We start from the raw sequence: 21,270 nt of genomic DNA, 5'->3' as shown, positions 1-21,270 counted from the left end.
CCAATTGGTTAAAATAATGTAATAATGATAAACAGATTTTAGTTAAATTAAAAAATTCAGAATTTATAGAAAGGGGTGAGGGTGTGGAACAACCAGTATTAAAAGTTAGCGGGTTAGAAACTCACTTTTTTACAGATGATGGAGAAATTCCGGCAGTCGATTCTGTTGATTTTTATGTCAATAAAGGAGAGGTGCTTGGGATTGTAGGGGAGTCCGGATCTGGGAAAAGTGTTACCTCATTATCTATTATGCAGCTCATTCAGGCCCCTGGTAAGGTAGTCGGTGGCGAAATTACATACAAAGGCGAAAATCTTATCGCTAAATCTGAGAAAGAGATGAGGAAGATAAGAGGGAATGAAATTGGCATGATTTTTCAGGAGCCGATGACATCGCTGAATCCAGTCTTTCGAATAGGAAATCAGCTGATCGAAGGAATTCGAATACATAAGAAATGGAACAAGAAAAAAGCCTGGGAGCATGCTGTATCAATTCTTAAGTTAGTGGGATTACCAAGAGCTGAAGAGCTAATGAATGAATATCCTCACCAATTATCTGGTGGAATGCGTCAACGCGTTATGATCGCAATGGCAATGGCATGTGAACCAGAAGTTCTTATCGCGGATGAGCCAACAACTGCTCTAGATGTGACCATTCAAGCTCAGATTCTTGAGTTGATGAAAAAGTTGAATAAAGAAACGAACACATCGATTATTATGATTACACATGATCTCGGCGTAGTGGCAGAGATCTGTGATCGGATTGCTGTCATGTATTCTGGAAAAATTGTAGAGCAAGGGAAAACACAAGATATATTTCAGCACCCTAAGCATCCCTATACGATTGGTTTAATCGAATCAGTGCCTGACGTTCGAGTTCGAAAAGATAGGCTGTATTCAATACCTGGAAATGTTCCAAAACCAGGTTCTATTCATAAGGGATGTCACTTTGCACCGCGTTGTAATTTCGCTTTTGATAAATGTTATGAAGAGAATCCAATGCTTTTAGATGCAGGACCGGCACAACAGGCAAGATGCTGGCTTCATGAAGATGCCGAGAAAGCATCTGTATTAGAGAGAGTGAAAAGCTAAAGGGGGCACCTATTTTGCAAGAAGCACTACTTGAAGTTAAACAGCTCAAGAAACATTTTCCCATTCAGGGAGGCGTACTTAAGCAGCAGGTAGGAACAGTAAAAGCCGTTGATGGTGTGACCTTTACATTACATAAAGGAGAAACTTTTGGACTGGTTGGAGAAAGTGGATGTGGAAAGTCTACAACTGGACGGATGTTAATGAGACTGCTTGAACCAAGCGAAGGTGAAGTTCTTTTTAATGGGAAAGAAATGACTACTTTAAACAAAAAGGATCTTCGTCACCTTAGAAAAGATATTCAGATGGTGTTTCAGGATCCTTTTGCATCGCTTAATCCGAGGCATACAGTTGAGAAAATTATCGAAGAACCTCTTATTGTTCATCAGCTTGGTAATAAAGCAGAGCGTAAAAAAAGGGTAAGAGAACTTCTTGAAATTGTTGGTCTAAGTGCCTATCATGCCAAGCGGTATCCTCATCAATTCAGTGGTGGACAGCGCCAAAGAATAGGTATAGCACGGGCACTTGCAGTTAATCCGAAGTTAATTATTGCGGATGAACCTGTTTCAGCACTTGATGTTTCGATCCAAGCTCAAGTATTAAATCTTTTAGAAGATCTCCAGAAAGAGCTTGGCCTAACATATTTGTTTATCGCTCATGACTTAGGAGTTGTCCGTCATATTAGCGATCGCGTCGGAGTGATGTACCTTGGACGTATTGTTGAAATGGCAGATAGTGAAAAACTTTATTTGGATTCAAAACATCCGTATACACAGGCTCTTCTTTCAGCCGTGCCGGTTCCAGATCCTGATTATGGGAAAGACAGAATTATTCTTACTGGAGATGTGCCAAGCCCATCGAATCCGCCATCAGGATGTCCTTTTCACACAAGATGTCCTAAGGCGATGGACGTGTGCAGCTCCGTTGTTCCTGAATTCAGGGAGGTAGAACCTGGACATCATACGGCATGTCATCTGTATGAAGAAGACCTTGTATAAATCACAAACATGACTAAGGGGGAAGAACATGAAGAAAACCATTTTTTCATTACTATTTGTATTGCTACTTTCGATTGGTCTAGCCGGTTGCGGTGGATCAAACGAAACGAATGGCAACGGCGGGGGTGACTCCGGGGACGGAGGGGAAGAAGCAGGTGGAACATTGATCTTTGGTCGCGGCGGTGACTCCGTATCACTTGATCCAGCATCTGTAACAGACGGGGAATCATTTAAAGTAACAAAGAATATTTTTGATACGCTTCTTGATTACGGCGATGATAACACAGATGTGCAAGAAGCCCTTGCGACAGATTGGGAAGTTTCGGACGATGGCAAGACTTATACATTCACACTTCGTGAAGGCGTGAAGTTCCATGACGGAACAGACTTTAATGCAGACGCCGTTGTTTACAACTTCGAACGTTGGATGAACGGGAATGAAGAGGCATTCTATTACTATAAATCCATGTTTGGTGGATTTAAAGGAGACGAAGGACACGTTATTGAAAGTGTAACGGCGAAAGACGATTACACGGTTGAATTCCAATTGAAGCGTCCACAAGCACCATTCTTGAAAAACATCGCAATGTCTCCATTTGCTATTGCTAGTCCAGATGCACTTGAAAAGCAGGGCGATAAGTTTGGTGAAAATCCTGTAGGTACTGGTCCGTTTGTATTTGATCAGTGGAACAGAAATGACAAAATCGTTCTAAATAAAAACGAAGAGTACTGGATGGATGGTTATCCAAAACTTGATAGTGTTATTTTTAGAGCGATTCCAGATAACTCTGCACGATTGAATGCACTAATGGCTGGTGAAATCGATTTAATGGACGGTCTGAATCCTTCTGATGTTCAACAAGTAGAGGACAATGCTGATCTCCAAACGTTCTTCCGTCCGTCAATGAACGTTGGCTACCTTGGTCTTACATCAAACCGTGAGCCATTAAACAACAAGCTTGTCCGTCAAGCGCTTAACCACGCAGTAGACAAGCAAGCGCTTATTGATTCTTTCTATGCAGGACAAGCGGAGCCAGCGAAAAATCCGATGCCTCCGGTAATTGGTGGGTATAACGATGAGATCGAACCTTATGAGTATGATCTTGATAAAGCGAAAGAACTTCTAAAAGAAGCAGGCTATGAAGATGGATTTGAAATGGAGCTTTGGGCTATGCCGGTTCCACGTCCATATATGCCAGATGGCCAAAAAGTAGCAGAAGTTCTTCAGAAAAGCTTTGCTGAAATTGGCGTAGATGCTGAAATCAAATCCTACGAGTGGGCAACTTATCTTGAAAAAGCGCGTAATGGTGAAGCAGATAGCTTCTTGTTAGGTTGGACTGGCGATAACGGTGACGCTGATAACTTCCTATACGTCCTTCTTGATCAAGATAACATTGGAAGCAACAACTATACGTACTATGAAAATCAGGAGCTTCATGATCTTCTAATCGAAGCACAGTCGACTCCAGATGAAGAAGAGCGTAATAAACTTTATAAAGAAGCACAAGAAATTATCCATGAAGATGCACCGTGGATTCCTCTTGTACACTCTAAGCCAGCACTTGGCGGTTCTAGTACAATTAAAGGTTTCTCACCGCATCCAACTGGATCTGATAAGCTAACGAAAGTAACGCTTCAATAGGAAATAAGGAAGGGGAGTGATGCACTCCCCTTTTATTCTTCATAACGTTACATACATATTATGACGACATGATTTTTACAGATGGAAGAGGTGAGTAGATGCTTGCTTATACAGTTAGACGACTGCTGATGCTCATCCCGGTATTGTTTGGGATGACACTCATTGTATTCTTTATGATTCGAGCCATTCCTGGCGATCCAGCACAGGTTATTTTAGGACAACAGGCAACAGAGGAAGCAATAAAAAGTTTAACAAAACAGCTTGGTCTTGATCAGCCGTGGTATCTACAGTATATCGATTATATTAAAAACTTATTTACAGGAGATTTAGGTACTTCTCTTCGGACAAGTTCAGATATTAGTGGGGAAATTTGGCCATATCTTGCTGCTACTCTTGAACTGTCGCTTGTTGCGATGGTTATTGCGATTTTTATCGGTGTAAATGCAGGGATCATTAGTGCCTGGTTCCAAAACTCATGGTTTGATTACACGGCTATGGTATTAGCGCTAGTTGGTGTATCCATGCCTGTTTTCTGGCTTGGGTTGATGGAACAGTGGGCTTTCTCTCTTGAACTCGGATGGCTTCCATCAACGGGTCGCGAAAATGTGAGAAATCCTGTAGATGCCATTACTCATCTTTATCTTATTGATACCTTACTTCAGGGTAGAATGGATCAATTTGTTGAAGTCATTAAGCATTTGATTCTACCTGGGATTGCTCTTGGTACGATTCCAATGGCTATTATTGCACGAATGACACGCTCAAGCATGCTTGAGGTTATGCGATCTGATTTCGTTCGTACAGCACGTGCAAAAGGAACAAAAATGTTTTGGGTAGTTTATAAACATTCTTTGAAAAATGCTTTTATTCCCGTTCTAACCGTTATTGGTCTGCAAATGGGGTTACTTCTCGGGGGTGCCATTCTGACTGAGACAATCTTTGGATGGCCAGGAATCGGCCGTTATATTTACGATGCGATCAATTTCAGGGATTACCCTGTCATTCAATCAGGTATTCTCATTGTTGCAGTTATCTTTGTTTTTATTAATTTAATTGTCGATCTGCTTTATGCTGCAATTGATCCTCGAATCAAATACAACTAAGGGGGGCTTCTAAAATGGCTGAAATTTCTCCGCAGAAACAAGTGAACGTTCAGAAACAACCAGATGAAGAAGTATTATCGCCATGGCGTGAAGCCTGGAAAGGATTCAGGAGAAATAAGCTAGCGATGGTCGGCATGGGGATTGTACTTTTTTTCATTCTTCTAGCGATCTTTGCAGGGGTCATCGCTCCTGAAGGGATTAACGAACAAAAATTAGGTGAACGACTTCAATCACCATCAGCGAGTCATTGGTTTGGAACTGATGATTTCGGTCGCGATATTTTATCACGTATTATTTATGGGGCACGTATTTCTTTATGGGTTGGTTTCTTTGCCGTACTCGGTTCAGCAGCGGTAGGAAGTTTACTAGGAATGGTAGCGGGATATTACGGTAAATTAGTAGATACAATTATTTCTCGTATCTTTGATATCATGCTTGCCTTTCCAAGTATCCTTCTTGCGATTGCAGTTGTAGCAGTTTTAGGACCATCATTAAGAAATGCGCTGATCGCGATTGCCATTATTAATATTCCAAACTTTGGACGGCTTGTTCGTTCGAGAGTGTTAAGTGTGAAACAGGAAGAGTATGTGATGGCGGCAAGGGCTGTTGGAATGAGGGACTCAAGAATCATTTTTCATCACGTATTACCGAATTCCCTCGCACCTATTATTGTCCAAGGAACGCTTGCGATCGCGACTGCTATTCTAGAAGCGGCTGCGCTTAGTTTTCTAGGTCTCGGTGCACAGGCGCCACAACCTGAGTGGGGGAAAATGCTAGCAGACTCCCGTTCATACATTATCCAGGCTCCGTGGACAGTGTTTTTTCCAGGACTTGCAATTATGCTAACAGTTCTTGGATTTAATCTACTAGGTGACGGTCTCCGTGATGCGTTGGATCCTAAAATGAAGAAATAAAAAAATCAGCCGATTCGGCTGATTTTTTTATTTGGCATGAAGCTCTTGTATGTCGACTTCATTTTCTTCTTGGTGATATGAATGGAAGCTATCGACTAGCAGATCAAGGTGTTCAAGATGGTCGTTGTAATCAATAATCATACCGATTAAAGGAAAGATTGTCATCCAAAGTTCGCGGTTACATTCACCACTTTCGTATAAATCAACATAGCGTTCGGTTAAAGTAGATTCACCGGATCCAACTGTGTTTAACATTTCTTCAGGAGACTGATGTCTCACTTTGCCGATATATTTTAAATGGATACGTTCGTGATAATTTGTCAGCTCATCAAGGTGAGTCTGAATCATCCTTCTTACCTCATCGGGCATGATTAAAATCTTGACATCAAGTTGATCAAGCATTTTTAGAATAGCGAGTGATTTTTCTGTTGTAGCGATCATCTGTCTGAATAGAACGAGCTTACGAGCTTTTACAAAATCTCTTCTTTTGAAATAGGTTCGCTCTTCCTTATAAAGAAGAAAGTACTGATCACTTTTCACTGTGTCTTCTTTTAACTTAATCAAATTTTCTTTAAGGACTTTGTGTTCCGCGTCATTCCTCGTAGCAAGTCGAATCCATTGTGAGATATATTCAGTGTTGCTTACGATTTTATGAAACAATTTTGTTTCATACTTCGGTGGGAGGAAAATCAAATTCACAAAGAAAGAACTGACGACCCCAACCATAATGACGAGAAATCGATTCGTGGCAAAAGTGATGAATTCCTCTTGTGGCGCGTTCATAATTAATATCACTGTTACAACAGCTAGTGGAATTGTACTTTCAATATTTAATTTAATATTAATGGCGATAATTATGATAGCGCCTAAACCAATGACAATGGGCTGATTTCCGAAAAGAAGAACAAGCACGACGGCTAGCAGGGCTCCAATAATGTTTGATTGAAATTGATCGATAATCGTTTGATACGATCTGTAGATGGATGGTTGGATCGCAAACAATGCAGCTACACCAGCGAAAGTAGGTGGCTCTAATCCAAGCCATGTTGCTAAATATAAGGCGATGGTAATCGCAAGCCCTGTTTTAAAAATACGGGCACCAAACTTCATTCTGTTATTATCCTTTCATTGCATACTATTAATATAGAGAGTAACCTCTATTTCCTCTTTTAAACATATGAGACGTTCTAGTTATACATCGGAATGGTTCGGATAGCAAGGCTTATTTCAAATAATACCAAAGATAGTAGAAAAGACAGAATGAAGTTGCTTCATTCTGTCTTTATCCATTTCCATTAAGCCATCTGTTGGAAAACGCGTTTTACTGCTTCAAGCGTTTCATCAATGTCTTCTTCAGTATGTTCTGTTGTTAGAAACCAAGCTTCGTATTTAGAAGGGGCAAGATTAATTCCTTCTTGAAGCATAAGTTTAAAGAATCGTGCAAATCTCTCTCCATCAGAATCCTCAGCCTGTTTGTAATTGATTACTTTCTCGTTATTAAAGTAGACGGTAAGAGCCCCTTTGAGACGATTGATTGTAATCTGAATACCGGCTTCCTTTGCGTGTTGAAGGATGCCTAATTCAAGTCGTTCTCCAAGTTTGTCTAAGTGGTTATATACCCCTTCTTCTTGGAGGACTTCAAGACACGCAATACCTGCTGAGATCGAAGCAGGATTTCCGGCCATTGTTCCAGCTTGATAAGCTGGTCCTAGAGGAGCAACGTGTTCCATAATCTCGCGCTTACCGCCGTATGCGCCAATCGGGAGACCTCCTCCAATAATCTTTCCGAGTGCTGTCATATCTGGCTCAACACCAAGTAAGTTCTGGGCACCGCCGTACATAAAGCGGAACGCCGTGATCACTTCATCGTAGATTACGAGAGCACCGTGTTGGTGAGTGATTTCATTGACCTGTTCAAGAAAACCTTCTTCAGGCTCAACGATTCCAAAGTTCCCAACAATCGGCTCAACGAGAACACCCGCTACTTCATCTCCCCATTTTTCCATTGCTTCTTTATAAGCCTCAATGTCGTTAAACGGTACCGTGATCACCTCTCTGGCAATGCTTTTTGGAACGCCAGCAGAATCCGGACTTCCTAGAGTAGCAGGTCCAGAACCAGCAGCAACTAGGACAAGATCTGAGTGTCCATGATAGCAACCAGCAAATTTCACAATTTTGTTGCGGCCGGTATAGGCCCTTGCAACACGAATCGTTGTCATAACCGCTTCGGTACCGGAGTTTACAAACCGAACGCGCTCAAGAGAAGGAATGGCTTCTTGAAGCATTGATCCAAAGCGATTCTCTAGAACGGTCGGTGTCCCATATAGAACGCCATTCTCTGCAGCTTTTGTGATCGCTTTTGTAATGTGAGGATGAGCATGTCCAGTAATAATTGGTCCATAAGCGGCTAGATAGTCTATGTACTTATTTCCATCTACATCCCAGAAATAAGGCCCCTTTGCTTTTTCCATGAAGATGGGAGTGCCTCCGCCAACGCCTTTATAGGATCGAGATGGACTGTTCACACCACCTAGCATAATATCAAGTGATTCTTTATGGTGTTGTTCTGATTTCGTGAAATTCATGTTAACCTCCTAGTCTTACTTGTTCATCACTGTCCATTGTAGCATGAGTAGAGCGGAACAAAACACTATTCCCACTTGCACTTAAGCGCAATGGTTGTTTAAAAGGAGTGGCTCTTGTAAACTAATTTGGTGTGTAAAAAGGAGGATAACGAATGGAAAAGGTTATTGATGTGCAGTCGTTGCGTAAGGATTTTAAATCTCATTCAAGCCGCTCAGGATTAAAAGGAGCGTTTCGAGATCTGTTTACGCGTAATTATAAAGTGATTTCTGCTGTAAAAGATATATCGTTTACTGTTAACGAAGGGGAAATGGTAGGGTATATCGGAGAAAATGGTGCTGGAAAGTCAACAAGCATTAAAATGCTAACTGGCATTTTAACACCAACTTCTGGGACTGTTCGGGTGAATGGAATGGACCCTCATAAAGAACGTGAAAAATTTGTTCGTTCCATTGGTGTTGTGTTTGGTCAACGTTCTCAATTGTGGTGGGATATTGCCGTACAAGAATCGTTTCGTTTGCTTAAGAAAGTCTATAACGTACCGGATGATGTGTATAACGAACATATGAATCACGTTATTGAATCGCTTGATATTGGACCGCTGCTTGATAAGCCTGTCAGAAAATTATCGCTTGGCCAACGTATGCGGTGTGAATTAGCAGCGGCGCTTCTCCATAATCCAAAGCTTTTGTTTCTTGATGAACCAACTATTGGTCTTGATGTCCTTGTAAAGTTAAAGATTCGTAATTTCTTAAAGGAGATTAATGAGAAGTACAAGACCACCATCTTACTTACCACCCATGACCTTACAGATATTGAGGCGTTATGTGATCGCGTTGTCATGCTTGATGAGGGACAAATTATTTATGATGGAAAACTTGCTAAGCTCCGTTCTAACTGGGGAGAAGGAAAGCAGATTGAATTTCAGTTTGGTGAACAAGTTAGTGGTGAACAACTTCAACCTTTATTGAAAGAACTCGAAGCAGAATGGACAAAAGGTGACCGAGATAACGTATGGATTGCGAATGTGATTAACGAAGAGCACGTGATTTCTGAAGTGATTGGTCGAGTTGTGGCAGCAAATCGAATTACGGATATTAAAATTCATGAAATTTCGACGGAAGAGATTATTCGAAATATCTATGAAGAAGGTATGTTAAATGGGTAAGTATCTCGAAATGATTCGAGTTCGTTTTTTAATGATGCTTGCCTATCGAACGAACTATTATAGCGGAATTCTAATTTATAGCATTAATATCGGAGCGTACTACTTTTTGTGGAATGCCATTTATGGTGGAAAAGGAGAAATTGAAGGATTATCCGTGATTCAAATGACAACCTATGTTGCGGTTGCCTGGATGGCAAGAGCTTTTTATTTTAATAACATTGATCGAGAAATAGCTCAGGAGATTAAAGAAGGTAAGGTAGCGGTAGAATTTATTCGGCCTTATCACTATTTACTAATGAAGACGATGCAAGGACTAGGGGAAGGGATTTTTAGATTAAGTTTCTTCTCAATTCCAGGTATGATTATCGTTAGCCTTATTTTTCCGATTGAATTTTCAGCTGCATTGTCGACGTGGATGTTCTTTATGGTTGCAATTATTCTAAGTTTTATTGTTAATACTCAAATTAATCTGCTCACAGGTGTTATGACCTTTTTCTTCTTTAACAACGATGGACTGATTCGAGCAAAGCGCGTTGTAATCGATTTGTTCTCGGGTTTATTACTTCCAATTAGTTTCTACCCAGGTTGGGCGCAGAATGTCATGGACTTCCTTCCATTTCAAGCTATTAGCTATATCCCAAGTATGATTTTCACAGAAGGTTTTACTGGGAGTGCGGTTTGGGAAGCGATTCTTTTCCAGCTTGTCTGGGCGGTTATTTTGATTCTTCCAATTCAAGCGCTTTGGGTCATTGCCAAAAAACGCTTGATTGTGCAGGGAGGGTAATGGATGAAGCATACGAGTATTTTCTTTCTATATGTAGCACAGTATATGAAAACAAGATTAACCTATCGTGTTGATATGCTGATGGAGATTATGTCAGATTTATTGTTTCAAGCAGTCAATCTCATTTTTATATTGGTAGTATTTGGACATACAAATATGTTGAGCGGCTGGTCGAAGGATGAAATTATTTTTATTTATGGCTTTTTTCTCGTTCCATTTGCCATTTTTGGCGCCTTCTTTAATATTTGGGATTTCAATGAAAGGTATATTGTTAAAGGGGAGATGGATCGAATCTTAACAAGACCTGTGCATAGTTTGTTTCAAATTATTTTAGAACGGATGGAGCTTGAATCATTGTTTGGGGTACTAACTGGTATCGCTGTTATGATATATGCAGGAAGTCGTCTTGATTTAAGCATATCCTGGTATGATCCTATTGTTTTTCTTTTCATGGTTCTAGGCGGAGCTTTTGTCTACGCAGGGATCTTTATTTTGCTGGCCAGTATCAGTTTTTGGTCAGATAGTAGAACAAGCATTATGCCAATGATGTATAATATCGGAAACTATGGTAGATATCCAGTTGATATCTACAATAAAGTCATTCGCTTTGTGTTAACGTGGATCTTACCTTTTGCTTTTGTTGGTGTTTACCCATCTGCTTATTTCTTAGGTCGTGAAGAATGGTACGGTTATGCTTTTCTTACCCCAGTGATGGGCGCTGTCTTTTTTGGATTTGCGATCTTTATGTGGAATATTGGCGTCACGAAATATAGGGGCGCAGGTAACTAAAAAGTCCAGAGGGATCTCCCTCTGGACTTTTTGTTTATGATTAGACAGGTTCTAATAATGATGAATCGATCTTTTCTTTTAATTTTTTTATGCCAAGCCTAACGCGACTTTTCACTGTTCCAAGAGGAATCTTCTTTTTTGAAGCTACTTCTGCTTGACTATATCCTTCTAAATAGATGAGCTTAAGAATTTCCTTTTGTTCCGTATTCAAAGAATTTAAGGCTCCATTAATGATATCTTTATTTCCAAAGTCATCTTGAGTATAAAGTTCTTTATCGACCAAATGGTGAGCTTCAACAACTGTTTCTTTAAAATTGCGCTGTTCTTTCTTAATCCGGTCAATAGCTCGGTTTCGTGTGATCTGGTTTACCCATGAGGAAAGCTTTCCTTTATCAGACTCAAATTGGCTTCTCTTATTCCAAACTTCTAAATAAACATCCTGAACGATTTCTTCGGCAATTTGCTGGTCATTGACTATGCGACGGGCGATGCGTAAAAGCGTCTGATGGTTTTCAATACAAAAGACTTTAAAATGCTCCTCGTTTTCACTATCCCAGTAAGCAATCGCATAATTGCCTTTACTCATTAGTTTGTTCCTCCTCCGAGCTTTGCTAGTAGCTCTATTCCCTTGAATTCGAAATAAAAACAAAAAAAGTGTAAAAAAAAGTGATCCAAATGCCAAGATTATGTCGTATTAACAAGTGAACAAAGGTTGTACAAAAGTATAACAAAAATTAAATCAGGGGAGTGGATGGAATGCTTAGGAAGTTTATGGCAGCTGCGGTTGCAATGGTTATGATGTTCGGAATTATTGGAGGAACAGCGTTTGCGGATAATCACGAAGCGATGGTACGTGTGATCCATGCTTCTCCAGATGCACCTGCAGTTGATGTGTATGTGGATGGTGAAGCAGTAGTAGAAGGTGCTGAATATAAGCAGGCAACAGATTACATGGCACTTCCAGCCGGAGACCATGAAATTGAAGTATTCCCAGCTGGAGAGAATGGAGAAGGCGATCCAGTAATTAGTCAGTCCGTGACACTTGAAGAAGGAATGAAGTATTCTGCTGCAGCTGTCGGTAAACTTGATAGCATTTCGCTTTGGGCACTGAATGATGATATGGAAGCTTCTGAAGGTAAAGCAAAAGTAAGAGTTGTACATGCTTCTCCAGATGCACCTAATGTAGATGTAGCAGTTAAAGATGGGGATGTACTCTTCTCTGATGTCGCATTCAAATCGACGTCTGATTATGCAGAAGTTGATCCAATGACAGTAGACCTTGAAGTTCGACCGGCAGGATCTGAAGATGTTGTTCTTGAAATCCCTGGTGTGGAATTGAAAGAAGGGTATGTTTACTCGGTATATGCTATTGGCCTTGTAGAAGGTGATCCAACTCTTGAAGCTTGGCCAATGGTTGATGCGACAAATATGCCTTCAGAAATGCCGCAAACCGGTATGGGAGGGACAGCGGATCAGTCCAACACAGTTGCATGGGCACTTCTAGGTGGAGCGATTTTAGCTGCAGGAACTGGAATCTATCTTCGTAAGAAGCAAACAGCTTAATCAAGGGAAAAGGGGGGAGCACATATGCCGTGTAAAAAGCTTTTATTAAGTATGTTACTTTTAGGAGCAGCGGCAGGCTGCTCCTCTTCTTCTAATCAATCAGATGAAATGAAAGAAGTTTTACCTAAAATTGAAGAAACACATCTGATCTCTGCTCCAGATTTAACTAAGAGTAACGAATCCGTTGAACCTGCGTTAGTAGGGATCATTCCAGCTCAATTATCCATTCCAGCTATTAATGTAGACGCAGAAGTGGAGCATGTGGGCCAATTACCAGATGGGCAAATGGATGTGCCAAAAGATGAACGTAACGTTGGATGGTATCAGCCTGGAGCAAAACCTGGTGATAGAGGAAATGCCGTCCTTGCCGGTCACGTTGATAACAAAACTGGACCATCGGTGTTCTTTCACCTTGGAGATTTAGAAGATGGAGATCTCGTTACAGTTACGGATGAGCAAGGGTTGGCGTATGATTTTGAGGTGAATGCTGTTGAGTCTTATCCTAGAAATAATGCGCCACTCGAGAAAGTATTTGGAACAAGTTCCAAATCAAGCCTCAATTTAATTACTTGTACAGGGACATTTGATCGAGATGCAGGAACCCACGAGGAGCGGATGGTTGTCTACACGACACTTGTTTCAGAATAGTTCGTCCTAAATTCAACGAACACCTCATAAACCTATTATGAGGTGTTTACTAATGCTCTTATTGATTACTTGTGCTATTATTCTTGCCCTTATTAGTGTGGGGAGAAGTATGATCGCTCTCATGAAAAGAACGAGAGTACCAGGAAGTCTTCTCTCTGTGTATAAGATGTTTCTGCTATTTCTTGTCTATTTAACGATGATTACCGCATTTGGAAGTATGTATTTAAGTCTAATCATACTTGATATCCCTGTTCTTCAAGAAGGACAAGTCGATTTAGCGGACATGACATTAACGCCGCTTACAAGAGTTCAGTCTGTACTCTATTTCAGTGCCGTCACGCTTCTATCTGTTGGCTATGGAGATCTTACACCAATTGGAATAGGGAGATGGATTGCGATTATTGAAGCATTAATTGGCTACTTAATGCCAGCTGCTTTTTTTGTCACTACAATTGTCGATTATCGAGAAAGCTCGAAGTTGTAAGTTAACATGAATTTCGTTACGCTTAACTTAAGATGATTAAAGGAGGCGTAACAATGAGTATTGAAGTTGGCGAAAAAGCTCCTGATTTTAAATTAGAAGCAAGCACGGGGGAGACTGTGTCTCTTTCCGACTACAAAGGAAAAAATGTCGTGCTTTATTTTTACCCTAAAGATATGACACCTGGATGTACGACGGAGGCATGTGATTTTCGGGATCACATTGAAGGATTTGAAGAACTAGATACAGTAATCTTGGGAGTCAGTCCTGATCCTGTCGAAAAACATAAGAAATTTATTGATAAATATGATCTTCCGTTTCTTCTACTTGCGGATGAGGATCATTCTGCTGCAGAGTCATATGAAGTATGGCAGTTAAAGAAAAACTTTGGTAAAGAATACATGGGCATTGTCCGCTCTACTTTTGTTATTGATAAAGAAGGAAACCTTGTCAAAGAGTGGCGCAAGGTCCGTGTGAAAGATCACGTAGAGTCCGCCTTAAGCTATATTAAAGAAAACTTATCTTAAACGTTTGTCTACAGGGCACTTGGCTATACTCGATAGATTTTTGTACATAGAGTATAGTAGATCATATCTTCAGTTGAGGGCGCATCATGCGCTCTTTTTTTTGTCTTTAAAAATCTAAAGTGTAGAAGATACGAGAGAAATATGACAAAAACATTACAAAATCGCGTGAATATGGTGGCTAACACAAAAAGGGGTACTTTGGTTCATTTTAAAAGGAAGTATGATAACCCTTTCAGAAAATGTATTCGTTTTCGTACACTTGTCTATACAGGATGTCTGTGCTAAAAGACTCGTTTATTTTGTTGTTTTCTTCTTTTTGACGCCTCGCATTCCTCAGCCTATAGTTTAAAGCGAAACATAAAATAAGAGGTGAGAATGTGAAAATGACATTTAAGAAAACAGTTCTTTCTTCCGCGCTTGCATTTTCAATGGTCATTACGGCAGCTGCTCCACAAGCATTAGCCGTTACTCAACCGCATCCGGATGAGCCGTTGAATAAACAGGAAGCAAAGAAGATGCTTGAGGTACAGGATGTTAAAAAGCTAGATAATGGTATTGAGCTTAAGCTTGATCAAGGACAAAAAGCGACAATTCGATTATTTGCGGAGGATCTTGTAAAAGTATCTGTACTAGAAAACGGTCAGGAGGAAACGTATTCTCCTGGGATTGCAAAGAAGGACTGGGAAGTTCCGAAGTTTACATTGAAAGAAGAAGACGGAACGATCATGCTTAAAACGGATGAAATTACCGTGATGGTTAACAAAGAACCATTTGGCGTTAAGATGCTAGATAAAGAAGGAAACGTCATTAACGAAGATTCCATGAATTATGGTTCTGGTTATGCAGATGATAAGCCTTACGTTTTTAAGAAAACGAATGAAGACGAGAACTTTTACGGTTTTGGCGAGCAGTCTGGTGATTTCAACAAACGTGGTGAAAGTATTGGGATGTTTAATACTGATGCCTACGCTTATGAAAATGATACAAAGTACTTATATACTTCTATTCCTTTCTTTATTGGATTAAAAGATGATAAAGCATATGGTATTTTCTTTGATAATACTTACAGAACATATTTCGAAATGGCAAGCGAAAGTGATGATTACTACTATTTCTATTCTGATGGCGGAGAGCTTACATATTATATGATGTACGGTCCTGAAATTCAGGATGTACTAGATCGCTATACTGAATTGACTGGTAAAATGCAGAAGCCTGCTAAGTGGACCCTTGGGCTACATCAAAGTAAATGGCAATATTCTGCAGAAGACATTGAACGCGTAGCAGAAACCTATCGTGAAAAAGAGATTCCTGTAGATACCATGCATTTTGATATTGATTATATGGATGAATTCCGAGTGTTTACTTGGGCAGATGATTTTGGAAGTCCCGAACTTCATAACAAGCTCGATAGCATGAATTTCCATAAGATTGCAATTAACGATCCTGCCGTAAAATATGATGAAGATTATCGTATTTACCAAGAAGGAACGCAGAATGATTACTGGGCTAAAAACCCTGACGGCACTACTTTCTTCGGTGAAGTATGGCCTGGTAAATCTGCATTTCCTGATTTCTCGAAGCCTGCCGTTCGAGATTGGTGGGCAACAAATTCTAACGTACTTTTTGAAAAAGGGATCGATGGAATTTGGAATGATATGAACGAACCAGCTGTTTTTGATGGTCCATACCATACGATGCCACTTGATATTCAGTTTGGTGAAGGCGAGAATACAATGCTTCATGAGGAATACCATAACCTTTATGGACATGATGAAGCGGAAGCAACATATGAGGCTTTTGAAATGCATCAGCCTAATGTAAGACCGTTTGTTTTAACACGGGATATGTATGCTGGTACGCAACGTTATGCAGCACTTTGGACAGGAGATAACGTTAGTGAATGGGAACATCTACAAATGTCTCTTCCTATGAACATGAATGTTGGGCTTTCAGGTCAACCGTTTGTTGGAAATGACATTGGTGGTTTTGCTTCACGCCCTGATGCAGAGCTTTTTGCAAGGTGGATTGAAGTTGGTGCATTCTTACCGTTTTCGAGAATTCACTATGATTCAGATGGTAAGTCTGAAGTTGAACAGGCACAAGAGCCGTGGGCATTTGGACCTGAAGTAGAAGAAATCAGTAAGAAATACATTGAACTTCGCTACAAACTAATGCCATACCTATATAATGCATTTAACGATGCAGCTGAGACAGGAAGTCCTGTTCAACAGCCATTAGTTTATCAATTCCAAGAAGACGAGGAAACATATGATATTAATGATCAGTTTATGTTTGGCGAATCTCTAATGGCTGCACCAGTGGTAGAAGAAGGTGTGAACAAACGTGATGTATACCTACCTGAAGGTGCATCGTGGGTAGATTTCTGGACGGGTGAAGAATTTGACGGTGGTCAATCAATTAGCAGAGATGCCGATCTTGGAACTATGCCGTTATTTGTAAAACAAGACTCCATCATTCCAACTCGTGAAGTGCAGCAATATACAGGCGAACTTCCACTGGAGAATTTAATTCTAGATACCCATCTTGAAAAGGAAGCAAGTTATTCCTTCTATGAGGACGATGGTGCAACAGAAGATTATAAAGATGGTGAGTATAACGTAACTAACTTTAATGTTGTTAAGAAGAATAAAAAAATCGAATTTAGTAATGAACAAGTGGTAGAAAATTATAAAACCGATCTTTCTTCGTACACATTAAAACTTCACGATCAAAGTAAGCCTAAGAAGGTACAGGCTGCTAGTAGTAAATACAAAGAAGTGAAAAGTCTTGAAGAAGTTAAAGCAACGAAAGAATCTTATTTCTTTGATAAGAAGCAAAGTATTCTTTATGTAAACGTACCTGCATCTGAAGATAAGAAGGTACAAATTAAATTCTAATTAGTAAAAGCCAGCAGGTTCTTCCTGTTGGCTTTTTTTAGAAGAAAAGAGCTTCTGCTTAAGGGATGAGAGAAAATCAGCTATACTTTATTAAGAGTTTATTTAATGATGAAAGTGGTGAAAAAAATGAAGGTATTATCAACTGGTAAACTTAAAACAACAATTAAAGATCACTTAAATGAAAACTATCCAGAGATCACATTTCAGTTCTTTTCATCAATGGAGGAAGCCGAACCGTATCTTTCCGAAGCGGAAGTTCTTCTTACATATGGGGAAGACTTGGACGATACTCTTATTCAGAAAGCTACCCAACTTAAATGGATAATGGTCCTTTCAGCAGGACTAGAACGAATGCCCCTAAAAGCGATTAAAGAGAAAAAGATTCTTCTTACAAATGCGAGAGGTATCCATCGTATACCTATGGCTGAATATACCCTTTCCGTTATGCTTCAAGTCGCTAGAGACACGAAAGTAGTTCTCGCAAATGAATCATCGAAGATTTGGAAGAAGAAAACCCCGATACGCGAAATCACTGGCAGTACAATCGGAATTATTGGCACGGGTGCTATCGGCAGTGAGATTGCAAGGGTAGCTAAAGCTTTTCGAATAAAAACGCTAGGCGTCAATCGATCAGGTCATAGAGTAGAGCACTTTGATGAAATTTATAAAAATGAAGACCTTTTAACAATGCTTCCAAAATGTGACTTCGTTATTAGTGTGCTACCTAGTACGAATGAAACAATGAATTATTTTAAGAAAGAGCAATTTTTAGCAATGAAAGACTCAGGCGTATTTATTAATATTGGTAGAGGAGATACTGTAAAGGAACAGGATCTTATTGATGCATTAAATGAAAATCATCTAGCCCATGCCGTGCTGGATGTGTTTAAAAACGAACCACTTGATGCGTCTCATCCTTTTTGGGAAATGGAGAATGTAACCGTTACGCCGCATCATTCAGCTATATCTGACAACTATCAACCTAGAGCAATTGAAATTTTTGAGCATAACTTATTACAATACCAAAATAGAATGAACGATTTTAAGAATGTTATTGATCCAGATAGGGGGTATTAAATTTGAAGATTTATACGAAGACAGGCGATAAAGGGGAAACATCCCTCGTTTATGGACAGCGAGTATTAAAAAACGATATTCGGGTTGAAGCTTATGGAACATGTGATGAGGCGAATTCTCAAATTGGACTTGCCTTAAGTTATATTGGTGCGACACACTTTGAGGGAAAAGAAGAGTGGGAGTCTATTTTTCATAAAGTACAAACATGGCTTTTCCATGTTGGCGCTGAGCTTGCAACTCCAAAAGGAAAAAAAGTAGGATGGACAATTGAAGAAACACATATTAATGAAATGGAAAAGCAAATCGACGCCTGGGAGCAGCAACTTGAACCTTTGCATAATTTTATCTTGCCAGGTGGGCACTCAGCGGGAGCATGCTTACATGTTGCGCGCACTATTGTTAGACGTGCCGAGCGTCTGACGACTATGGTTGAAGAGACGAATCCACTTGTTCTTTCATTTTTGAATCGTCTGTCTGATTTCTTATTCGTTGCGGCACGTTTCATTAACTATCATATGGGAGAAAATGAGTCAGTGCTTCATCAAGATCAGAGGTAAGAACCCTTCATAGACGTGCCGTTATTGACAAAACCCTCTTTTACCATGTACACTAATTATAAACATTACAAAGTAAGAATGCTTGTTGAAAGCGAGGTGCATGACGAATGGCTGAAGAGAAACTGCATGAAGCAATTGATGCAATGAAAAATTCAGGAGTGCGTATTACCCCGCAGCGTCATGCCATTCTGGAGCATTTAATCCAGTCCATGTCACATCCTACAGCAGATGAAATATATAAGTCTCTTGAAGGAAAATTTCCTAATATGAGTGTAGCAACTGTTTATAATAACCTGAGAGTATTTAAGGAAATTGGACTGGTGAAAGAATTAACGTACGGAGATGCTTCCAGCCGGTTTGATTGTGTCACAACAGATCATTATCATATTATTTGTGATGATTGTGGTAAGATTGTAGACTTTCATTATCCGGGATTGGACGAAGTAGAAACGCTTGCGGAACAGGTAACAGGCTTCCGAGTCGGCGATCACAGAATGGAGATTTACGGAAAGTGTCCAGATTGCCAAAAAAGCAAACATTAATAAAAAGAGCTTCCGCTTATGTAGCGGAGGCTCTTTTTTCACTGCGTTCTTTTTTGTGCTCTCTTTACATTATATTTCTCATCAAACTCTTTACCATCCAAGTCAGGGTCCATAGTTAAAGGCTGCTTGCAATGCATACAGGCATCTACACGTCCGAGAACTTTCGTTGGTTTTTCACAATTTGGACAGACTACCTGTATCGCTCTTGTTGAGAGCATACCGATCCAAAAATAAACAACAGCACTTGCGATTGTTGCAAGAAATCCAATGAGCATGAAGATGGTCATAAGCAAGACAGAAGTCTTGAAGAATATTCCTATATACATAATCGCAATTCCAATAAAAACGAGACTCAGCGCGAACGTACGAATTTTATTAATCTTATTAGTATACTTTAATTGCATTGCGTGTCCCTCCTGCACCCAATTATAGCATAAGCAAAAGGTGTAAGCACTTTCCTTATCAGGCAAACGGATTAAGGTTATTTCTTCGTAGTGTAATGTTTCTATAGAAGGAACGAGTAGTTTTCTTAGTGAAACTTCAAATTCAGGGATTGCTTAATTTTCGACAGGATTTATAATATGGACTGTTGAATACTTAAGATAATACTGAAAAGAGAAAAATGATTTTTGTAATGAAACAAAAGTATAAGTAGTTCTGGAGGATCGAATAATGGAAAATCTTTTAAGGCCGATTTATCAAGAGAGAGCGAGTCACCCAGGAACGCTAGGTGTACTAGTAATTGAAAAAACAAAGCCTTTTCATCCGCTTACTGATAATTTTGATGTAGTATTACTGATCATCGTTCAAGATAATGAGAAACCATGGTTCGTTAAACATTATGATTTTGAGGGTAAGAAAGCAGCCATGCACGTAGTGTCGGAAGAGCAAGTTAATGAATGGTTGATTTCGGGTAGCCATCGACGTCTTGTAGCTTGGCTTGTTAATGGGAAAATTATTTTCGATCGTAACGAGTACATAGCTGGGGTGAAAGAGAGAATCAGGGACTTTCCTTATGAAGAGCGCACTCGTAAAATCGGCGTGGAGTTTGCAAGGTTAATTCGTCGCTATACAGAAGGGAAAGAATTGTTTGCATCGAGGCAATATATGGACGCTTATAATTTTATTCTTCATGCTTTGCATCATCTTGCTCGTTTATCAGTTATTGAGCATGGATTCCATCCAGAGATTACGGTATGGAATCAGGTAAAACATATTGAACCTGAAATTTTCAAGCTTTATACTGAGCTCTTATCGGGGGAAGACCCGCTTGATAAGCGCCTGGAATTACTGTTGCTTGCTAATGATTTTTCATTATCATCAAAATCAAAAAACGCGACTGTTCATATTAGGAAGGTTATGAATGAACGTAGTAATGCCTGGACTTATCAGGAACTAATGGAAGAAGAGCAGCTTAAAGAATATGGAATAGATCTTGGTGCCCTGCTAGAATATATGATTGAAAAAGGTTTGGTTGAAGTGCATAGAAGCGAGACAAAAGGATCTGGTATATTTATTAGAGAATACAGCGCAATCAAATAAAAGTAATACGCGGAGAAAAAATATCAAAAAAAGGGTTGACCCTATTTTTTCTCCGTGGTATATTATTACTTGTCGCCGCGAGAGATTAACACGGCAACAAAAAACTTTAAAAAAGTTGTTGACGCCAACCGAGTTAATGTGTTACATTAATAAAGTCGCTGAAAACGACATTGAAAGAAATGGATTGCTCTTTGAAAACTGAACGAAACGCCATGTAAGTAGTTGTTTCTACGGAAGCAAATTGTTTTAAAAGCTAGATTAAGCTTTCTATCGGAGAGTTTGATCCTGGCTCAGGACGAACGCTGGCGGCGTGCCTAATACATGCAAGTCGAGCGAAGAGATGGGAGCTTGCTCCCTGATCTTAGCG

Annotated in this window: 21 protein-coding genes and 1 rRNA gene; 18 read left to right on the top strand and 4 right to left on the bottom strand. The window is 39.8% G+C overall.

All coding sequences use genetic code 11. From position 1 onward, the window contains the following. Window positions 1–83 precede the first annotated feature (83 nt). From PQ578_RS18000 to nikC, 5 genes are all read left to right on the top strand, one after another. A complete protein-coding gene (locus tag PQ578_RS18000) occupies window positions 84–1,088 on the top strand; it encodes an ABC transporter ATP-binding protein (protein ID WP_098446317.1) in 1,005 nt (334 codons plus the stop codon). A gap of 14 nt (window positions 1,089–1,102) precedes the next feature. Next, window positions 1,103–2,083 carry an ABC transporter ATP-binding protein gene (locus PQ578_RS17995; protein WP_273835811.1) on the top strand — a complete coding sequence of 327 codons (981 nt, stop codon included), beginning with the start codon at window positions 1,103–1,105 and terminating at the stop codon, window positions 2,081–2,083. Between the two features lie 28 nt (window positions 2,084–2,111). Continuing rightward, window positions 2,112–3,725, top strand: coding sequence for an ABC transporter substrate-binding protein (locus PQ578_RS17990; protein WP_273835809.1), 1,614 nt, complete (start codon window positions 2,112–2,114; stop codon window positions 3,723–3,725). 98 nt (window positions 3,726–3,823) lie between these two features. Next, window positions 3,824–4,828 (top strand): ABC transporter permease, encoded by a 1,005-nt coding sequence (locus PQ578_RS17985; RefSeq protein ID WP_098446321.1) that lies wholly within the window; start codon window positions 3,824–3,826, stop codon window positions 4,826–4,828. Between the two features lie 14 nt (window positions 4,829–4,842). After that, window positions 4,843–5,742, top strand: a complete 900-nt coding sequence (gene nikC, locus PQ578_RS17980) for a nickel transporter permease (protein ID WP_273835808.1) — start codon at window positions 4,843–4,845, stop codon at window positions 5,740–5,742. Window positions 5,743–5,769: 27 nt separating this feature from the next. Here the strand turns inward: nikC and PQ578_RS17975 are convergent, their stop codons facing one another. Beyond that, window positions 5,770–6,852 (bottom strand): FUSC family protein, encoded by a 1,083-nt coding sequence (locus PQ578_RS17975; RefSeq protein ID WP_160920692.1) that lies wholly within the window; start codon window positions 6,850–6,852, stop codon window positions 5,770–5,772. A 185-nt stretch (window positions 6,853–7,037) separates the two neighbouring features. After that, window positions 7,038–8,327, bottom strand: coding sequence for a glutamate-1-semialdehyde 2,1-aminomutase (locus PQ578_RS17970; protein WP_273835807.1), 1,290 nt, complete (start codon window positions 8,325–8,327; stop codon window positions 7,038–7,040). A 152-nt stretch (window positions 8,328–8,479) separates the two neighbouring features. Between PQ578_RS17970 and PQ578_RS17965 the strand changes: the two genes are divergently transcribed. Genes PQ578_RS17965 through PQ578_RS17955 form a run of 3 tightly spaced genes read left to right on the top strand, consistent with a single transcriptional unit; the run spans window position 8,480 to window position 11,066 of the window. Further along, a complete protein-coding gene (locus tag PQ578_RS17965) occupies window positions 8,480–9,493 on the top strand; it encodes an ABC transporter ATP-binding protein (RefSeq protein ID WP_098446325.1) in 1,014 nt (337 codons plus the stop codon). Continuing rightward, window positions 9,486–10,277 carry an ABC transporter permease gene (locus PQ578_RS17960; RefSeq protein ID WP_273835806.1) on the top strand — a complete coding sequence of 264 codons (792 nt, stop codon included), beginning with the start codon at window positions 9,486–9,488 and terminating at the stop codon, window positions 10,275–10,277. Before PQ578_RS17965 ends, PQ578_RS17960 begins: the two co-directional genes overlap by 8 nt. A gap of 3 nt (window positions 10,278–10,280) precedes the next feature. After that, window positions 10,281–11,066, top strand: coding sequence for an ABC transporter permease (locus PQ578_RS17955; protein ID WP_273835805.1), 786 nt, complete (start codon window positions 10,281–10,283; stop codon window positions 11,064–11,066). A 40-nt stretch (window positions 11,067–11,106) separates the two neighbouring features. Here the strand turns inward: PQ578_RS17955 and PQ578_RS17950 are convergent, their stop codons facing one another. After that, window positions 11,107–11,652, bottom strand: coding sequence for an RNA polymerase sigma factor (locus PQ578_RS17950; protein ID WP_273835804.1), 546 nt, complete (start codon window positions 11,650–11,652; stop codon window positions 11,107–11,109). Between the two features lie 170 nt (window positions 11,653–11,822). On the opposite strand from PQ578_RS17950, the gene PQ578_RS17945 reads away from it, so the two are divergent. The 8 genes from PQ578_RS17945 (at window position 11,823) to perR (ending at window position 19,361) form a co-directional block, all read left to right on the top strand. Continuing rightward, window positions 11,823–12,629, top strand: a complete 807-nt coding sequence (locus PQ578_RS17945) for a DUF4397 domain-containing protein (RefSeq protein ID WP_273835803.1) — start codon at window positions 11,823–11,825, stop codon at window positions 12,627–12,629. Window positions 12,630–12,653: 24 nt separating this feature from the next. Beyond that, window positions 12,654–13,277 (top strand): class F sortase, encoded by a 624-nt coding sequence (locus PQ578_RS17940; RefSeq protein ID WP_273835802.1) that lies wholly within the window; start codon window positions 12,654–12,656, stop codon window positions 13,275–13,277. 52 nt (window positions 13,278–13,329) lie between these two features. Beyond that, a complete protein-coding gene (locus PQ578_RS17935) occupies window positions 13,330–13,761 on the top strand; it encodes an ion channel (protein ID WP_224883522.1) in 432 nt (143 codons plus the stop codon). 53 nt (window positions 13,762–13,814) lie between these two features. After that, window positions 13,815–14,285, top strand: coding sequence for a thioredoxin-dependent thiol peroxidase (bcp, locus tag PQ578_RS17930; RefSeq protein WP_273835799.1), 471 nt, complete (start codon window positions 13,815–13,817; stop codon window positions 14,283–14,285). A gap of 383 nt (window positions 14,286–14,668) precedes the next feature. Continuing rightward, window positions 14,669–17,185 (top strand): glycoside hydrolase family 31 protein, encoded by a 2,517-nt coding sequence (locus PQ578_RS17925; RefSeq protein ID WP_273836017.1) that lies wholly within the window; start codon window positions 14,669–14,671, stop codon window positions 17,183–17,185. A 105-nt stretch (window positions 17,186–17,290) separates the two neighbouring features. Beyond that, on the top strand, window positions 17,291–18,262 hold the full coding sequence (locus PQ578_RS17920) for a D-2-hydroxyacid dehydrogenase (protein WP_273835798.1): 972 nt from the start codon (window positions 17,291–17,293) through the stop codon (window positions 18,260–18,262). Window positions 18,263–18,264: 2 nt separating this feature from the next. Continuing rightward, complete coding sequence (locus PQ578_RS17915; protein ID WP_273835795.1) at window positions 18,265–18,819, top strand: cob(I)yrinic acid a,c-diamide adenosyltransferase; 555 nt, start codon at window positions 18,265–18,267, stop codon at window positions 18,817–18,819. 107 nt (window positions 18,820–18,926) lie between these two features. Then, complete coding sequence (gene perR, locus PQ578_RS17910) at window positions 18,927–19,361, top strand: peroxide-responsive transcriptional repressor PerR (RefSeq protein WP_098446337.1); 435 nt, start codon at window positions 18,927–18,929, stop codon at window positions 19,359–19,361. A 38-nt stretch (window positions 19,362–19,399) separates the two neighbouring features. Here the strand turns inward: perR and PQ578_RS17905 are convergent, their stop codons facing one another. Then, window positions 19,400–19,765 (bottom strand): YgzB family protein, encoded by a 366-nt coding sequence (locus PQ578_RS17905; RefSeq protein ID WP_098446339.1) that lies wholly within the window; start codon window positions 19,763–19,765, stop codon window positions 19,400–19,402. A 268-nt stretch (window positions 19,766–20,033) separates the two neighbouring features. Here PQ578_RS17905 and PQ578_RS17900 point away from each other — a divergent pair, with 268 nt between their 5' ends. Together PQ578_RS17900 and PQ578_RS17895 are read left to right on the top strand one after the other, a co-directional pair. Beyond that, the gene (locus PQ578_RS17900) at window positions 20,034–20,903 is read left to right on the top strand and encodes a nucleotidyltransferase-like protein (RefSeq protein ID WP_273835791.1); all 870 of its coding nucleotides are present in this window, start codon (window positions 20,034–20,036) and stop codon (window positions 20,901–20,903) included. 267 nt (window positions 20,904–21,170) lie between these two features. Next, window positions 21,171–21,270 (top strand): 16S ribosomal RNA (locus tag PQ578_RS17895); the annotation flags it as partial.

Source organism: Guptibacillus sedimenti (assembly GCF_028610665.1).
In the GTDB taxonomy this organism is placed as follows: Bacteria; Bacillota; Bacilli; order Bacillales; family Guptibacillaceae; genus Guptibacillus; species Guptibacillus sedimenti.
This window is presented reverse-complemented; position numbering and strand designations above follow the sequence as displayed.

What these genes read in the sequence shown, in the direction of transcription:
- PQ578_RS17985 (WP_098446321.1), top strand. Translation starts at nt 3,824, where the DNA reads ATGCTTGCTTATACAGTTAGACGACTGCTGATGCTCATCCCGGTATTG.
- nikC (WP_273835808.1), top strand. Translation starts at nt 4,843, where the DNA reads ATGGCTGAAATTTCTCCGCAGAAACAAGTGAACGTTCAGAAACAACCA.
- PQ578_RS17960 (WP_273835806.1), top strand. Translation starts at nt 9,486, where the DNA reads ATGGGTAAGTATCTCGAAATGATTCGAGTTCGTTTTTTAATGATGCTT.
- PQ578_RS17940 (WP_273835802.1), top strand. Translation starts at nt 12,654, where the DNA reads ATGCCGTGTAAAAAGCTTTTATTAAGTATGTTACTTTTAGGAGCAGCG.
- PQ578_RS17990 (WP_273835809.1), top strand. Translation starts at nt 2,112, where the DNA reads ATGAAGAAAACCATTTTTTCATTACTATTTGTATTGCTACTTTCGATT.
- PQ578_RS17975 (WP_160920692.1), bottom strand. Translation starts at nt 6,852, where the DNA reads ATGAAGTTTGGTGCCCGTATTTTTAAAACAGGGCTTGCGATTACCATC.
- PQ578_RS17965 (WP_098446325.1), top strand. Translation starts at nt 8,480, where the DNA reads ATGGAAAAGGTTATTGATGTGCAGTCGTTGCGTAAGGATTTTAAATCT.
- PQ578_RS17900 (WP_273835791.1), top strand. Translation starts at nt 20,034, where the DNA reads ATGGAAAATCTTTTAAGGCCGATTTATCAAGAGAGAGCGAGTCACCCA.
- PQ578_RS17935 (WP_224883522.1), top strand. Translation starts at nt 13,330, where the DNA reads ATGCTCTTATTGATTACTTGTGCTATTATTCTTGCCCTTATTAGTGTG.
- PQ578_RS17970 (WP_273835807.1), bottom strand. Translation starts at nt 8,327, where the DNA reads ATGAATTTCACGAAATCAGAACAACACCATAAAGAATCACTTGATATT.
- PQ578_RS17920 (WP_273835798.1), top strand. Translation starts at nt 17,291, where the DNA reads ATGATGAAAGTGGTGAAAAAAATGAAGGTATTATCAACTGGTAAACTT.
- PQ578_RS17955 (WP_273835805.1), top strand. Translation starts at nt 10,281, where the DNA reads ATGAAGCATACGAGTATTTTCTTTCTATATGTAGCACAGTATATGAAA.
- perR (WP_098446337.1), top strand. Translation starts at nt 18,927, where the DNA reads ATGGCTGAAGAGAAACTGCATGAAGCAATTGATGCAATGAAAAATTCA.
- bcp (WP_273835799.1), top strand. Translation starts at nt 13,815, where the DNA reads ATGAGTATTGAAGTTGGCGAAAAAGCTCCTGATTTTAAATTAGAAGCA.
- PQ578_RS17950 (WP_273835804.1), bottom strand. Translation starts at nt 11,652, where the DNA reads ATGAGTAAAGGCAATTATGCGATTGCTTACTGGGATAGTGAAAACGAG.
- PQ578_RS17905 (WP_098446339.1), bottom strand. Translation starts at nt 19,765, where the DNA reads ATGCAATTAAAGTATACTAATAAGATTAATAAAATTCGTACGTTCGCG.
- PQ578_RS17945 (WP_273835803.1), top strand. Translation starts at nt 11,823, where the DNA reads ATGCTTAGGAAGTTTATGGCAGCTGCGGTTGCAATGGTTATGATGTTC.
- PQ578_RS17925 (WP_273836017.1), top strand. Translation starts at nt 14,669, where the DNA reads ATGACATTTAAGAAAACAGTTCTTTCTTCCGCGCTTGCATTTTCAATG.